9 protein-coding genes and 2 pseudogenes are annotated in these 13,931 nt (G+C 60.5%); 8 read left to right on the top strand and 3 right to left on the bottom strand.

Annotated elements, in window-relative coordinates; genetic code table 11:
* The first annotated feature begins 27 nt into the window (after positions 1–27).
* From WDM24_RS06385 to WDM24_RS06370, 4 genes and pseudogenes are all read left to right on the top strand, one after another.
* Positions 28–1,055 (top strand): annotated as a pseudogene (locus tag WDM24_RS06385) (IS5 family transposase).
* 208 nt (positions 1,056–1,263) lie between these two features.
* Positions 1,264–2,781 (top strand): annotated as a pseudogene (istA, locus tag WDM24_RS06380) (IS21 family transposase).
* Positions 2,778–3,641 (top strand): IS21-like element helper ATPase IstB, encoded by an 864-nt coding sequence (istB, locus tag WDM24_RS06375; protein WP_338696054.1) that lies wholly within the window; start codon positions 2,778–2,780, stop codon positions 3,639–3,641. The pseudogene istA and the gene istB overlap by 4 nt, the downstream one beginning before the upstream one ends.
* 376 nt (positions 3,642–4,017) lie before the next feature.
* Positions 4,018–4,806 carry an SPASM domain-containing protein gene (locus WDM24_RS06370; protein WP_338830718.1) on the top strand — a complete coding sequence of 263 codons (789 nt, stop codon included), beginning with the start codon at positions 4,018–4,020 and terminating at the stop codon, positions 4,804–4,806.
* Positions 4,807–5,094: 288 nt separating this feature from the next.
* On the opposite strand, the gene WDM24_RS06365 is transcribed toward WDM24_RS06370, so the two are convergent.
* Positions 5,095–5,418 (bottom strand): VirK family protein, encoded by a 324-nt coding sequence (locus WDM24_RS06365; RefSeq protein ID WP_338696050.1) that lies wholly within the window; start codon positions 5,416–5,418, stop codon positions 5,095–5,097.
* 1,179 nt (positions 5,419–6,597) lie between these two features.
* On the opposite strand from WDM24_RS06365, the gene WDM24_RS06360 reads away from it, so the two are divergent.
* The 4 genes from WDM24_RS06360 (at position 6,598) to WDM24_RS06345 (ending at position 12,030) form a co-directional block, all read left to right on the top strand.
* The gene (locus WDM24_RS06360; protein WP_338696048.1) at positions 6,598–7,260 is read left to right on the top strand and encodes a hypothetical protein; all 663 of its coding nucleotides are present in this window, start codon (positions 6,598–6,600) and stop codon (positions 7,258–7,260) included.
* A 1,926-nt stretch (positions 7,261–9,186) separates the two neighbouring features.
* Positions 9,187–9,876, top strand: coding sequence for a response regulator (locus tag WDM24_RS06355; protein WP_029083933.1), 690 nt, complete (start codon positions 9,187–9,189; stop codon positions 9,874–9,876).
* A 26-nt stretch (positions 9,877–9,902) separates the two neighbouring features.
* Positions 9,903–11,357: a type II and III secretion system protein family protein gene (locus tag WDM24_RS06350; protein WP_173643930.1), complete on the top strand. Its 1,455-nt coding sequence runs from the start codon at positions 9,903–9,905 to the stop codon at positions 11,355–11,357.
* Between the two features lie 10 nt (positions 11,358–11,367).
* The gene (locus WDM24_RS06345; RefSeq protein ID WP_338696045.1) at positions 11,368–12,030 is read left to right on the top strand and encodes a CpaD family pilus assembly lipoprotein; all 663 of its coding nucleotides are present in this window, start codon (positions 11,368–11,370) and stop codon (positions 12,028–12,030) included.
* A gap of 36 nt (positions 12,031–12,066) precedes the next feature.
* Here the strand turns inward: WDM24_RS06345 and WDM24_RS06340 are convergent, their stop codons facing one another.
* Positions 12,067–13,104: an EscU/YscU/HrcU family type III secretion system export apparatus switch protein gene (locus tag WDM24_RS06340; RefSeq protein WP_166071925.1), complete on the bottom strand. Its 1,038-nt coding sequence runs from the start codon at positions 13,102–13,104 to the stop codon at positions 12,067–12,069.
* The gene (gene sctT / locus WDM24_RS06335; protein WP_173643928.1) at positions 13,101–13,922 is read right to left on the bottom strand and encodes a type III secretion system export apparatus subunit SctT; all 822 of its coding nucleotides are present in this window, start codon (positions 13,920–13,922) and stop codon (positions 13,101–13,103) included. The genes WDM24_RS06340 and sctT overlap by 4 nt, the downstream gene beginning before the upstream one ends.
* Positions 13,923–13,931: the final 9 nt, after the last annotated feature.

Here is a 13,931-nt window from a genome sequence, read left to right as displayed (position 1 = left end):
TGGGACCAGGATTTAACCGGGGGCGCGATGCGGGGAAGTGACGACCGGACCGGCTCGCTTTTCAGTTTTGTGGGCCTGGAGGCTCGGGTTCGCGTCGACCATCCGCTACGGGTGATCCGGGACTTGGCAAATGCGGCGCTGGGTGACCTTTCTGGGGAGTTCGGCAAGCTCTGTACGGACTTCGGTCGCCCCTCGATCGTACCGAAGAAGTTGCTTCGGGCGATGCTCCTCCAGGCGTTTTACGGCGTTCGCTCGGAACGGCATCTGATGGAACGCATGGAGTTCGATCTTCTGTTCCGCTGGTTTGTTGGGCTTGGAGTGGACTATGTGGTTTGGCACCATTCGACCTTCTCGAAGAACCGCGACCGGCTGCTTGAGGGCGAGATTGCGGCCAAGTTCCTGAACGCGCTTTTGGCGCAGCCGAAGGTCAAGCGCCTGCTATCGAGCGATCACTTCTCGGTGGATGGTACGCTGATCGAAGCCTGGGCCTCGATCAAGAGCTTCCGGAAGAAGGATGGCAGCGACAAAGACGAGGATGGTCCGGGACGCAATGCCGAGCGCGGCTTTACAAGAAGGGTGACGGCCAGCCGGCCAAGCTGAGCTATATGGGCCATGCGCTGATGGAGAACCGCAATGGTTTAGCGGTTTTGGGCGGAGTGAGCCAAGCGACAGGCACCGCCGAACGAGAGATTGCACTTGCCATGATCGACAGGCGCGGGTGCGCGAAGCGGATCACTCTGGGGGCGGACAAGGCCTATGATGTCACGCAGTTCGTCCACGACCTGAGGGATAGATCGGTTACTCCGCACATCGCGATTGATGGACATCTGAGTAAAACCGGCAAGCGGCGCAAGACGGCGATCGACGCACGTACCACATGTCACAGCGACTACGGCATCAGCCAGCGTTGCCGCAAACGCATCGAAGAAGTCTTCCGGCCTGGCTTGGCCAAGGTCAAGCGGCGAGGTCGCGACCGGGTGGATGCCGTCTTTGTCCTTGCGCTTGCGGCCTACAATCTGATCCGGCTGCCCAAGCTTCTGGCGGCACCGGCATGAGCATTCGGGGCAGGTGGCTGCGCGGCGGCGATCAGGGTGAGACTCCAGCGACAATCAAGGTGAGACTGCGTCGATGGGGACGGACCGAAGGGAGGGCGCAGCCCGACCGGAGGACCGTCCCCATCGGCGTCGCGTTTTTGGACCCGTCGGCGGCCGGGTGCGGCTGGTGCAAGCTGTTGATTCGTCTCGACAAGAGGGAATCGATGCCTTGCCTGGCCTCCACATCACCGACCACCAGATGAGGCTGTACATGACCTACCGACTGACGCTGTCCCCCGAGGCCGCCGCGGCCAAGGCGGGGTTCTCGAAGGCAAGCGCGGATCGAATCGAGGGCGATTGTCGCCCGCCATCGCAGAAGAAGACGCCGAGGGGCCGGCGCCGGTCCGATCCGCTCGGGCAGTATTGGGACGCCGAGATCGTTCCGATCCTGAAGGCTGCGCCCGGCATCCGCGTGATCGGCGGCTGGACGAGCTGCGCCGACGGCATCATGACTTGAACCCGAACATCCGCCGCACGCTGGAGCGGCGCATCAACGCCTGGCGGGCGCTCAACGGTCCCGAACAGGACGTGATCTTCCGCCAGCAGCACGAGCCCGGCCGCCTGGTCTGTCCGACTTCACCGACGTGAGCGCGCTCGGTATTACCATCGCGGGTGAGCCGCTCGATCACCGGCTCTATCACTTCCGGTTGGCGTTCTCCGGCTTCGAGCATGCCCATGTCGTGCTCGGCGGCGAAAGCTTCGTCGCCCTGGCGGTGGGCTTGCAGAACGCGCTGTGGGCGCTTGGCGGCGTGCCGCGGGAGCATCGCAGCGACAGCCTGTCGGCAGCATTCCGCAATCTGGCCGCCGACGCACTGGAGGATCTGACGCAGCGCTACGCCGGGCTGATGGGCCACTATGGCATGGCGCCAACGCGCAACAATGCGGGCATCGTACATGAGAACGGCTCGATCGAGAGCGCGCACGGCCATCTCAAGCGGGCACTGGAAGATGCGCTGTTGCTGCGGGGGACGCGCGACTTCGCCAGTCTCGATGCGTACCGGGCTTTTGTCGACGAGATTGTCGGCCGGCGCAACGCCAACCTCGCCAAGCCGATCGCGCTCGAGAAGGAGGCCTTGGCGCCGCTGCCAAAAGGCCGCACGACCGACTTCGAGGAGAAAGTGATCCCGGTGACGTCGTCAGGCGGCTTCATCCTGCGGCGCGTGTTCTACACCGTGCCTTCAAGATTGATCGGCCATCGCCTGCGTGTGCGCATCTTCGACGACCGGCTCGAATGCTTCCTTGGCGTCACGCCGGTCGTGACGCTGCGGCGCGGTCGGCCTATGTCCGAGAGCCAGGGCGGTCATGTTGTGGATTACCGGCACGTCATCCATGCCCTGCGGCGCAAGCCGATGGCGCTCCTCAATCTCGTTTATCGCGACCAACTCTTCCCGCGTGCAGCTTACAAACGTCTGTTCGAGACCTTGCGGGAGCATGGTGATGACCGGCGCGCCTGCAAGGTGACGGTCGAGCTTCTGGCGCTGGCTCACGAGCGCGCCTGCGAAGCAGAACTCGCCGAGGTGATCGCGATGGATCTGGACGCGATCTTGCCGCGCTGCGCGGCCGCTTCCGACCCGAGGCGGCCTCGATCCCGCGTGTCGCCGTCCAGCTGGTGCCGCTCGACGTCTACGATGAACTCGCCTCCGTCAGCGTCATGTCGGGCCGCTCGAACCTGGGAGAGGCAGCATGACCGGTATCGCTACCTCCGTCGATGCCGCCCGTGTCGAGCTGCTTCTCAATGAGCTCCGCCTGCCGGGCGTCAAGGCGATCTGGCCGAAGCTCGCCGCACAGTCGGACAAGGAAGGGCGGCCTGCCGCCCGCTTCCTCGCCGCCCTTGCCGAGCACGAGGCGGCTGATCGCACCCGCCGTCGGATCGAGCGACACATGGTGGAAGCGCGTTTGCCCGCCGGCAAGACGCTCGCCACCTTCGACTTCGAAAGCGTGCCGATGCTATCAAAGGCACAGGCGATGGCGCTCGCCGCTGGCGACGCCTGGTTGAAGGCCGGCGCCAATTTGCTCTTGTTCGGTCCACCGGGCGGCGGCAAGACCCATCTCGGCACGGCGATCGGCCTGGCTCTCGTCGAGAACGGTTGGCGCGTTCTCTTCGCGCGCACCACCGATCTGGTGCAACGGCTGCAGGTCGCGCGGCGCGAGCTGGCGCTGGAGTCCGCGATCGCCAAACTCGATCGCTATGACCTCCTGATCCTCGACGACATCACATATGTGAGCAAGGATCAGCCGGAAACCAGTGTGCTGTTCGAGTTGATCGCCGCCCGCTACGAACGACGCTCGCTGCTGATCACGGCCAATCAGCCATTTGGCGAATGGGGGCGTATCTTTCCGGACCAGGCAATGACGTTGGCTGCCATCGATCGTTTGGTCCACCACGCCACGATCCTCGAGATGAACGTCGAAAGTTACCGTCGAAAAGTTGCCCTCGATCGCAGACGCGGTCCAGGCCGGCCGCCTGTTCACACTACCCCCAACGAACTCGACGGCGGCCAGCGTCAATTATCTCCTGACTCGGCCGCCTCGTCTCATCTTGATTGACGCGCCGCTCTCATCCGGATTGTCGCGTTATAGGTGGCGGATCGTCGAGACACCGGGCTACGACATGGCCTTGGCGAGCGCCTACATCCTGTTCAATGAGGTCGGCGGCGAATTCGCCTTCCCTTACGGGCTCCATTCCTGGAGCCTGCAACGGCGATGCCGTCGAGTTCGGCTGGCAGGGAAACGACGAAATGGAGAGAGCCGAGGGCGACGGCTGGGCCGAACTGCAGGAGGACGGCTCTCTAAGGGGAGATCTGCCTCCTCAACGGCGACAACATTCCATTCATCGCGCGCCGTTCAAAGACTTCTTCAACAACCTGCTAAATCCCAGCCGCCGGGAACTACAGATTACGACGACGGCAGGGTGCATCGTCCGATGTTCCTATTGTCCGAGGATAAGTTCGCAGAACGCCAACGCCCCGTGTCCCAAGCGAAGCACCTTGGTCTTCAGGATCTCAAGCGATGTCTGGCACGCGTACCAGCGGTTATCGATATCGGCTTTGCGGGTTACTCGGAGCCTTGGCTCCATCCGGAGTGCACGACGATGGTTGAGTATGCTTACAAACGCGGCCATGGCATCCGCATTTTCACGACCCTTGTCGGAATGAATAGGAGTGACGTTCGACGCTTGCAAATGCTGCAGTTCAAGAGCTTCGTCGTGCACGTCCTCGATGACGGCACTTACATGAACAGCCGCCTTGTCGGAAAGACCTATCTCAATGTCCTGCGGAGACTGGTCGAGGCGAACATTCCCTCAATTCGATACATCGTTCTTGGCAAAGTCCATCCCAAACTCGCCGACATCATTCCCGCCAAACAGTTAACGCGCTTACGGCCGCTGACGAGCAGGCGAGGACGTACTGATCCGAGTATCATCAAACCACGGCGGCCTCTCGTCGGCACTCTAACTTGCATTGGCGAACGGCAAAATCGAAATGTCCTCCTCCCGAATGGCGACATTAGTCTGTGCGGCATGGATTTTGAGCGGCATCATGTCCTGGGCAATTTTCTGCGAGACGAATCCGAGGATCTCTTCGAAACACCGATATTTCGCGAAATCATCGATCGCATGAACGGAATGGACGGCTTTCTGCTTTGCAGGAGATGTGAATATGCCAAACCGCAATCGTCGGGAGGCATGACCGGTGCCGGGCACGCCTTTTGAGGAGCAGGCCAGCAAATGCCAACGCCATGAGTTGTAAGCGACGAAATGACAGGAGCGAAGCGTCGCCTTTCGCGCCCGAATTATTGAGGTCTGCTGAACACCGGCACCCCCCGTTACGATGGCTTGGGCGAACTGACGCAAATTCGTGCAACTCGGCCAGAGGGGAGCAAAAGACGGCCAGAACTGATTCTGGCCGTCGGCACGGAGCTATCGTGTCAGGATACGAAGAACCTCCGTAGAATAAGGTAGCGACGCCGCTTCCCCGCCGCGGCGCAGTCGCCGCTTCGATCACCAGATGAACTTCGCGCCATCAGGCAGTTCGCGGACAAACTCGCCCTGGTTCACGAGTTCGGTCGTCCCGATGATAAGCTTGGAGGCCCGCACCGTGAGTTTACCTTCGCGGCTGAGGCTGTGACGAATGTATTCGGTCACGGCATGCCCGGAGCTGTCCACGGTTTGGTCCGCATTGGCGAAGCTGATGCCGTTCCGGGTGGTCACCCTGAAGGCATTGATGACCAAACCGGCCTGCGTCGCCGACCCGGCCTTTCCACCCTCGGCGCCGGTACAGCGGCTCATATCCAGTATAAGCTTCACACTCTCGCCCGTCTGCAAGGCAGCACCTCGACGTATTTCGGCGAGGGCTCATCGGCCCGGGCCATCGCGCTCACGCAGGCGATCGAAAGCAAGGACAGTAGGATCGACAGGCCTTTGCCAATAAACTTCATAGGTTTTTCCTCGGTGAGAACCACAGATCGCAGAAGCGCAACGTTGCAGGATCTCGTGCTCGCAAGGCCGTTTGGCGAGTTCGAGCATCACGCGCGGTCGCGCTTTGCGACAAAAACAATCTGTCGTAAACAGGCGTAAGTGGTTGTGGCGGCTATTCCGACGTCACAACCTCGTAGGTCAGGTTTGCTGAAGTCGCTTCTCCTCGGGCGACATCGCCGGACCGACTTCATCAAAGACGCGGCCACTTGGAAACCACGAGCGGCAAAGCTCCTCCGACGGAGGTCGACATGATTGAGCGGATGAGCTTTACATGTGTGTAAGCGCGCGGTTTCCGGTCAACAGTTCGACCAGGGCGCATCTTGCCAGGTTGTTTACGGTGATACCTGCATGGCTCTCTGCCACCTAAACAATACGTTCACAATGACGACGACGACAAGCGCCCAACGCAGCGGCGTGAATAAGCCTTGCCCAGTCAGGGCGTCTGATCTCGGCCTTAACAAACAGGAATGCCAGACGGCGAAAAACAGCGCCGACTTTGCTCTACCGCTTTGCGCGGCTTCCGTTCGGCTGGCCGCTCGCCTTACTGGACTGAATTCATCCATCCGGCAACCCTCAGCGGATATCGCTTATTTCCCCGTCCGTCAGCTTCCTGAATGCTACATCTACGAAAATGTACACGAACGAGCAGCACTTGAAAGGCATCCAATAAATATTGGATCCGCGGAATGCTGCAGAAACTCCGGTTGGCGTTCACGATGTCCTCCCGCAGCCGCACCGGGTGCCCCGGCAGCTCGATGAGTCGAACGCACAGACCAGCTCAAGGGCAGAACCGTCCGCTGATCAAGCAAGCTTCGAGCAGCAGCTGGATGCCCTGCATCCGACTCCCCCAACGTCGGATTCAGTTCCTACCGCAACAAATTCCGCAACTTCCACGTCCTCGACTGGGCCGAACGAGCCCCGGCAAACCGTTCGCTATCCAGCCGCATCATTTGTGGGCGCGCGCGCTCAGCTTGCCGCAACGCTGACAGGCGCCCCCCCCTTGATGCGCTCAGAAATGAGATCGAATTGGCTGTGCAGCAATTGGCACGGTGGTCGCCATCGACCGCCGCTTTCGACGGCGGTGTCGATCGGGAGCGCGTTTTCGATGACGTGGTAGGATCGTCATATGTCACGCTGCGGCGCTTCCAGCACCAGGACAGCGATTGCAGGCCGCGCGTGGAAGATAACACGAGCGCAATATCGCATGTGCGCAACACGGCGCGGGATCATTCTTCCATGGGAGATCCTCTGGAGCGATATCCCATGGACCGGGCGCGCCAAGCCGGATGGCATATGCGCGGTCGAACAGCATTCCCCTTCGTGTCGCTGGTTGAGGATCCATCCAAACTGGTCGATTCGCGCGATCACTGGGCACGAGCGATCGCCCAAAGTACGAACGCGCTGCACACCTACACCGTACCGAGGTCCGCGGTCTGGACGCCCGACGACGTGCTGAGCAGCATTGGGCTCGGAATGAATGTTGAGGATCAGCACAACATCGATGCGGATGTGGACCTCATGTGCGCGCTGGGCAGAACGCCAACCCCAGAGACCGAGCGCCTTTTCTGGGCGGCAATCTCGACGACTACCGGACCGCCGGCGACCCAAATCCGTACAAGCGCGATGGCAATGATTAGACGGCCTCCTGCGCGCTCTTTGTCGGTAAGTGCCTTCATGCTGAAACGCTAGGCATGTCCCCCAGGGAAGAAACGGAGGATGTGCCATGAGCGCAGGCTTTACAAACAACGTATCGAGCAGCCTCCGCATGCGGCCTTCGAACGGGCCCTGCGAACGGGTCAGGCATCTGGAGCCGCCCGAATGGCTCTTTAACGCGTTCTTGGCGCGGCGCCCCAAGCGCATCTGGCATCCCCGCATCGATCCGATGGCTAGCGGTCACATTCGTCATCGAGCCCGGTGACGTGAAGCGCTGAAAGCCCGGCTTCTGTTCACGGCCGTCTCAGCCTGATTCTGGACGCGCGTTCGATCAAGGGACGGTCAGACCGATCGCACCACCAAGCGCAGTAAAGCGGCATCAACCGCGGCATGCGGTGCATCGCGACAGAGTCCATTCGTCTCCTGAATGCGTTCCATCGAAACAATCGATTTTGCCGATCTTACGCGAAGACCCCATAGTCGGCGGAGCAATCTTGGGAGGCCGCATTCTACAATGTAGTGTGACAATCCTTCTCTCAGTCCCCTGCCGGTCAACTCGACTTGGGCAATCGCGCGTTTGCATCCAGGATGTAAATGACGCGGCAGGTCCAAGCATCCCACGACTAGCCATAGTTTGTCTGGCTGATTGCCACATCTGAGGCGATCAGCCAGCCGCCCGGTCAGACGCTGTGGACAGCGGTGACGCGTAGTGAGAACGACTGCCTCATAACACACTGCCATCGGCTACGGCTCACGCTGGACATCATAAGGTAATGCATACGACCTTGAAGAAGGTGAGAGCGACCATGATTCGCATGTAGATGGCCGCGTCTGTGTCGACGCCGCTCCAGGGCGCCCGCACATTTGACGGGACTCCGCTAAACCAAACGTTAAAGACACTTGAATCGCACCGTACGTGAGATTGTAGGATTTCCGACAGCCTCACCACAAAGAACCCCACTCGGGCGAACACTTCCTGACAGGTAGCAAGAATTGCGAACATCTTTAAAGCTTAATGCAGCCCCACTCCGCCCCGTCACGCGGGTCGACCACTCCTTTCGAAGGCGACTTTTCAACGCCGCCTACCTGCAGGACGGACGAATCAGCACAGCCTTAGCCGGAGCAGACTGTAGCAGGCGCGTAGAATGCGGCCCCCGCTTATCTCGCTCCGTGCCGACACAAAGGCACTTTAAGGTCGAGCATCGGTCATTCAGCCGTCGTTCATCCCAAGCGATGAGAGACAGCTGGCGTAACGACTTCAATCCGATGATGCCTCGTTGCGCGTGCCGCGCCTTTTCGGCCTCGTGCACTGCTGTCGAGGGGATGCCGCGTCCGGGACATCGGACGCGATTCAAAGTCGGGATCGCTGGCGTCCTGCATGTCTATCACCGGCTACCGAACGGCTCTGTCGCTAGCCGGTAGGAGCATCGATCGCATCGTTACGCGCCGCGGCTTCTGAAGCATCGGTCGGTTGCGGGGCGTAAACTTCTTCAAGCGGAAAAGCGTGCTTTGTCATGACCTGGCGACGCCATAGGCGCAAGCATAGCAGTGCCGACCGCGGGACTTGAGCAAGGTTGCGGAGTTTCCAAATGTCGATTTTGCTAGACGGTTCAGATCCAGCTGTCTCCTGCGCTTGCGTATCGATCGCGCCGTCTGGCGCTAACGATATCGAACGAGGCGGCCCAGCGCGTGCACGCCTGGCCGCGATCAGCGCACCTAGGCATCCGCCTGCTGCTTCTATTTTGGGCCTCGTGAATGATTTCGGAGATCTTCCCAGTCCACGGCAGACCGCCGCTTTTTTGTGTTCGGTGACAAGTGAATGGCTCGACTTGCTCGCGCGCCACCACGATCTGCTTCGTCGCTTTCGGGCTTTTTCAAAGTGCGCCTCTGTGAGTTGGGCCGACGCTCTTGGTCACCCGTAACGTACGCAGGTCTCGGCGTTGATGATTGAGAGGCGATGACATGCGAATTCTCTTGGTTGATCATCACGCGGACTTTGCCCGCGCTGTGAAGGAAGCGCTCCTCGGTTGCGGGTTCGCGGTTGACGTGACACGCACCCTGGATGAAGCGGCGGCAGCGCTGGATTGCGCCAGCTACCACATTCTCTTGCTCGAATCGGCTTTACCGGATGGAGACGGCTTGAACTGGCTGAAGCAATTGCGGCGCGACGGATGTTCAATGCCTACGATGATGATGAGCAACTTGAACGATCTCGCCCGGCGGATCGCGATCTTTAATGCGGGTGCGGATGATTTCCTGGCCAAGCCCGTCTCAATCGACGAACTCATCGCTCGCATGCGCGCTATACTGCGACGGTCAACGCAGATGACGGCGCCGGTCGTGACATTCGGCAACCTGCATTTCGACCCGATCGGAAGACAAGTCTCCGTCAGCGGCCGAGTACTGAGGATTGCGCGCCGGGAAGTGTGCATTCTTGAGCATCTGCTGAGCCGCGCCGGCCGCACCGTGCCTCGGTCGTCACTGGAAGATAGCCTGTATGCCTTCGACGACGAGGTCTCCACCAACGCGCTGGAAGTTGGGATCTATCGCTTGCGCGCGCATTTGAGCCAGGCGGGTGCAACCTTAAGAATCAAGACCGCGCGCGGCGTTGGTTACACCCTTGAGCTCGTTAGTGCGGCATCGGCCGCCTAATCGATCGAACTTGAAAGCACAATCCCTTGAAGGTCATTAACAATGCTGCCGGCGCTGACAAGTCGCCGATGGTTTCCACGGCGCCGCTCTTTGCCGGTCTGCCGCTTCTCTGCTACGCCCTCTGCGCGCTCGCAGTGCTATTTCCATTTGCTGCCGCGGCTCAGACAAAGCGGGACGGCAAAGGAGAACCGCCGCGAGCTGCGCCTGGCAGCGCGACCGGCACCCTCAACCTGTCCTCCTCACAGGGCAAGACAGTTCATCTGACCGCTCCTGCGGCCAGCATCTTTGTTGCAGATCCGGCGATCGCCGATTACCAGGCCCCCTCAAACACGACGATCTTCGTGTTTGGTAAAAAGCCTGGGCGGACCAGCCTGTTTGCCTTGAACGACGCCGGCGAGGCCCTCGCCGAGATGCGTGTTGTGGTCACGCAGCCGATTGAGGATCTGCGTGCCACGCTGAGAGCCGAGGTCGGCGACTATCCGATTCAGGTCAGCTATACCCCGCGCGGAGCGATCCTTGGCGGGACCGCGCCCAATGCAGACGTCGTCGAGACCGCCAAGAAGGTGACCGAGCAGTTTCTCGGTGCGGGTGCGCTGGTCGTTAACAAGATCCAGGTCGCCGGCTCTTTGCAGGTGAATCTCAGCGTCCGCGTGGCGGAAGTCTCCCGCAGCGCCGTCAAGGATCTCAATATTAACCTCTCCGCCTCGGGCCAAAATGGCGCCTTCATTGTCACCGGAAAAAGTGCAGGTTCCGGCGCTGCGGGCGGCGGCGGCACGGTCGGTATCGGATTTAGCGCCGGCAGTATCAACCTGAGCGCTGTTCTCGACGCGCTCGCCAGCGAGCACCTCGCTTCAATCCTGGCTGAGCCCAACTTGACGGCGATGTCCGGGGAAGCTGCGAGCTTCCTGGCCGGCGGCGAATTTCCCATTCCGGTCATGCAGGATAACCGGCAGGTTTCGGTCCAATTCCGCCAGTTCGGCGTGAGCCTGGAGTTTGTCCCCACGGTCCTCAGCAACAACCAGATCAACGTGCGCGTGAAGCCCGAAGTCAGTGAATTGTCCACAGAAGGTGAAGTCAAAATCAATGGCATGGCCGTGCCCGCCCTCTCGACGCGGCGTGCCAGCACCGTTGTCGAGCTCGCCAGCGGTCAGAGCTTTGCAATCGGGGGGCTCATCCGGCGCAACTTCAACACTGACATCGGCGAGTTTCCTTGGCTCGGCGACGTGCCGATTCTTGGCGCGCTTTTTCGCTCCTCATCGTTTCAAAAGCGCGAAACCGAGCTCGTCATTGTCGTCACACCCTACATCGTTCGGCCGGGATCGAACCCGACTCGAATGAGTGCGCCGAACGATCGCATCGCGCCGCCCTCAGATGCGGGCCGCGTTCTGACGAACACGCTGGCACGGCCGTCCCGAGATCGCGATGGGCCCCGCACGAGCGCACCAGGGTTGACTGGCAGTGCCGGCTTTATCATCGAGTGAGGATCGTCAAATGCCCCTACGACATTTGTGCCATTTGATCGCTGTTGCGGCAGCATTAGGCGGATGCGCAAACAATGCTTCGACCCATTCTGGATCGGCTCAACAAGCGATTGAGGTGGAGCAGAAGAACAGCGTGTTGGTCCTGCAGAGCCTTCGCGGCTCCGAAAGGCACCGGCTGCACAGTTTCATTGCAGCTGCGAGTGGCGGCCGGCGGGATGCACTTCATATCGAGGTCACCGGCTCGCCCCGTCTCATCGCCCAGGTGACGCACGAGGCCCGTGCCATGGGCGTTGCCCCTTACAACATCCGCCTGTCGGCCTCCCCGCTCGATCTGCCTGCCCGTTTCGGGGTGAGGATCGAGGCAATCACCTATCAAGTCCATCCTCCTGTCTGTCCGTCGCTTTCCATCGTCGGGCCTGCAGTTGACGATAATTCGTTTGACCCGACGCTCGGCTGCTCGACCAGAAGCAATCTGGCAGCCATGGTCAACGATCCGCTCGATTTGCTGGACAATCGATCGGTTATGCCAAGCAATGGCGATCGTGCCGCCGGTCCCGTTGCGAACTACGGGACATTTACCGCGCGCAACAAGAGCAATGGCGACGATGGAGCCAACAGGGCAGCGCCGGAAGCCCCAGCGGGCGGAACGAGGGACATACAGCCGCCTCGATGACGGCCTTTCGCAATCGCAGCCCCCGGTCAAAACGATCTAGACCAGTCCGGCAGCGTAAAGCGCTTTTGCGACCGGCTCGAAATACTCTGTAGGAACCGGGTTGCCCAGCCTTGCTTTGCCGAGGAGCTGGTGCGCCAGGATGTCGTCATCTACAATACGGAGGCGGAGCGCGCGCGCCTCATGAAGCAGCTGTGACGCAGCGTCGCCTTCGCCACGGCAGACCAGGATCGGCACGCCGGTTTCGCCGCGAACATAGCGCAACCCAATCAAGGTTGCCGCTCCTCTCAATATCAAAGTGGCGCGATGGACGCCGAGCGGAGCCTCGTTCGCCGCCTCCTGCCGCAGACGGCGGTGCTCACGCTTTATCTGCGGATTGCCTTGCTGTTCCTTGTTCTCGCGCTTGGCCTCGGTTTCCGTCATGCGCATGTCCTGCAGAAACAACCAGCGCTGGATCAGAAGGTCGGCCAATCCGCCGACCAGAAAAGCCGCAGCGGCAATTCCGGTTAGCAGTTTGACCTCGGTGAAGACGAAGCCAAGACAGCCCATGCCGCAGACCGGCAGGTACACCAGCGTCTTCCAGCTTGCCATCACGGTGAGGAACAAACTCGTCCCGAGGACCACCACCTTGACCAGCGTCTTGCCAAGTTCGATCAACGAACGTTTCGATGCGATCCGCTTCAGGCCCTTGACGGGATCCAATTTCTCCAGCTTCGGCTTGAGCGGCTCCGAGGCAAACATAAAGCCGCCATTGGCCAGGATATTCGCCAACAGGGCCGCTGCCACGGCACAGGCGAGCAATGGCGCGACGGCTGCCAGCGAAAGCTCCAGCAAGCCACTGAGCGCTTGCGGGACCGCGCTCGTGAACGGCTGCTCCTGCACTTTGTCGATCAGCCGGACCGTTTCGTGCCACTTGTCTTCGATCGGCCCGGCTCTCCACCACAGACAGCCGAAACCGGCGCATGCGCTGACACCGCTCACCAAATCGGAGCTGCGCGCGCTCTGCCCCTTCTTGCGCGCATCGCGCAGCTTCTTGGGAGTTGGAGGTAGCTTTTTCTCCTCGCTCGAGCCGCTCATTTCAAGAGCTTCTTCAGATATTCCAGCACGTTGTCCGACGTGAGGATCTCAGTTCCCGCGTATTCAAGAAGATAGACGGTGTAGCTGACCATGATGAGACCGAAGGCGACATTCTTGATCGTCGGAGAGAGATCGTTCAACTTGAGCTGCGATGCAAAGCGCCCCAGCATCATGACCGATACATCGATCAGCAGCAGCAGGACCAGCACCGGCCCGGCGACCAGAAGCGTCGTCAGCATAATGTGATCGAGTAGGCTCAGACATTGCATTGCCCCTTGCGCCGTCACCGCGGGCAGAAACTGATACACGGGCCAGATCCGGTAGCTGCCATAAAGGCTTCTCACCATGGTCTGCAGGCCGCCCACCAGAACGAAAATCGTGACCGCCGTGATGCCGAGAAAAAGCCCGGTTCCCGACGCTTGGCTATGCGTTGCGGGATCCTCCGCCGCCACCTGGCTCGAAATTCCCCGTTGAGTATCGATGATGTCGCCGACCGCCTGGATACTCCATAATGGGATACTGAGCAGGATTCCGAGCAGAAGGCCGACGAACACCTCTTTCAGACCGAGCATGGTGACGCTGACCAGTCGCGTGTTTGGATCCAGCGCCTCCAGGCCGAGCTTGATCTGCGCCAGACACGGCAGTCCGATCGCAATCGTCAGGCTTCCTCGAACCAAGCCACTGATACGTGGCCTCGTAAAGACGGGAAGGACCAGCATGATTCCCAAGGCACGGGCCGCACCAAGACCCGTTGCGGCGACAAGTTCTATCGCGCCCTGGACCAGAGCTTGCGCATCTGTGGGGGACAGTCCAGCCATCCAGGCTCT

Source organism: Bradyrhizobium sp. 27S5 (assembly GCF_037217225.1).
In the GTDB taxonomy this organism is placed as follows: Bacteria; Pseudomonadota; Alphaproteobacteria; order Rhizobiales; family Xanthobacteraceae; genus Bradyrhizobium; species Bradyrhizobium septentrionale.
The sequence above is the reverse complement of the archived record's forward strand: the minus strand, read 5'-3'. Positions and strand labels throughout refer to the sequence as shown.

What these genes read in the sequence shown, in the direction of transcription:
- istB (WP_338696054.1), top strand. Translation starts at nt 2,778, where the DNA reads ATGACCGGTATCGCTACCTCCGTCGATGCCGCCCGTGTCGAGCTGCTT.
- WDM24_RS06370 (WP_338830718.1), top strand. Translation starts at nt 4,018, where the DNA reads ATGTTCCTATTGTCCGAGGATAAGTTCGCAGAACGCCAACGCCCCGTG.
- WDM24_RS06355 (WP_029083933.1), top strand. Translation starts at nt 9,187, where the DNA reads ATGCGAATTCTCTTGGTTGATCATCACGCGGACTTTGCCCGCGCTGTG.
- WDM24_RS06345 (WP_338696045.1), top strand. Translation starts at nt 11,368, where the DNA reads ATGCCCCTACGACATTTGTGCCATTTGATCGCTGTTGCGGCAGCATTA.
- WDM24_RS06340 (WP_166071925.1), bottom strand. Translation starts at nt 13,104, where the DNA reads ATGAGCGGCTCGAGCGAGGAGAAAAAGCTACCTCCAACTCCCAAGAAG.
- sctT (WP_173643928.1), bottom strand. Translation starts at nt 13,922, where the DNA reads ATGGCTGGACTGTCCCCCACAGATGCGCAAGCTCTGGTCCAGGGCGCG.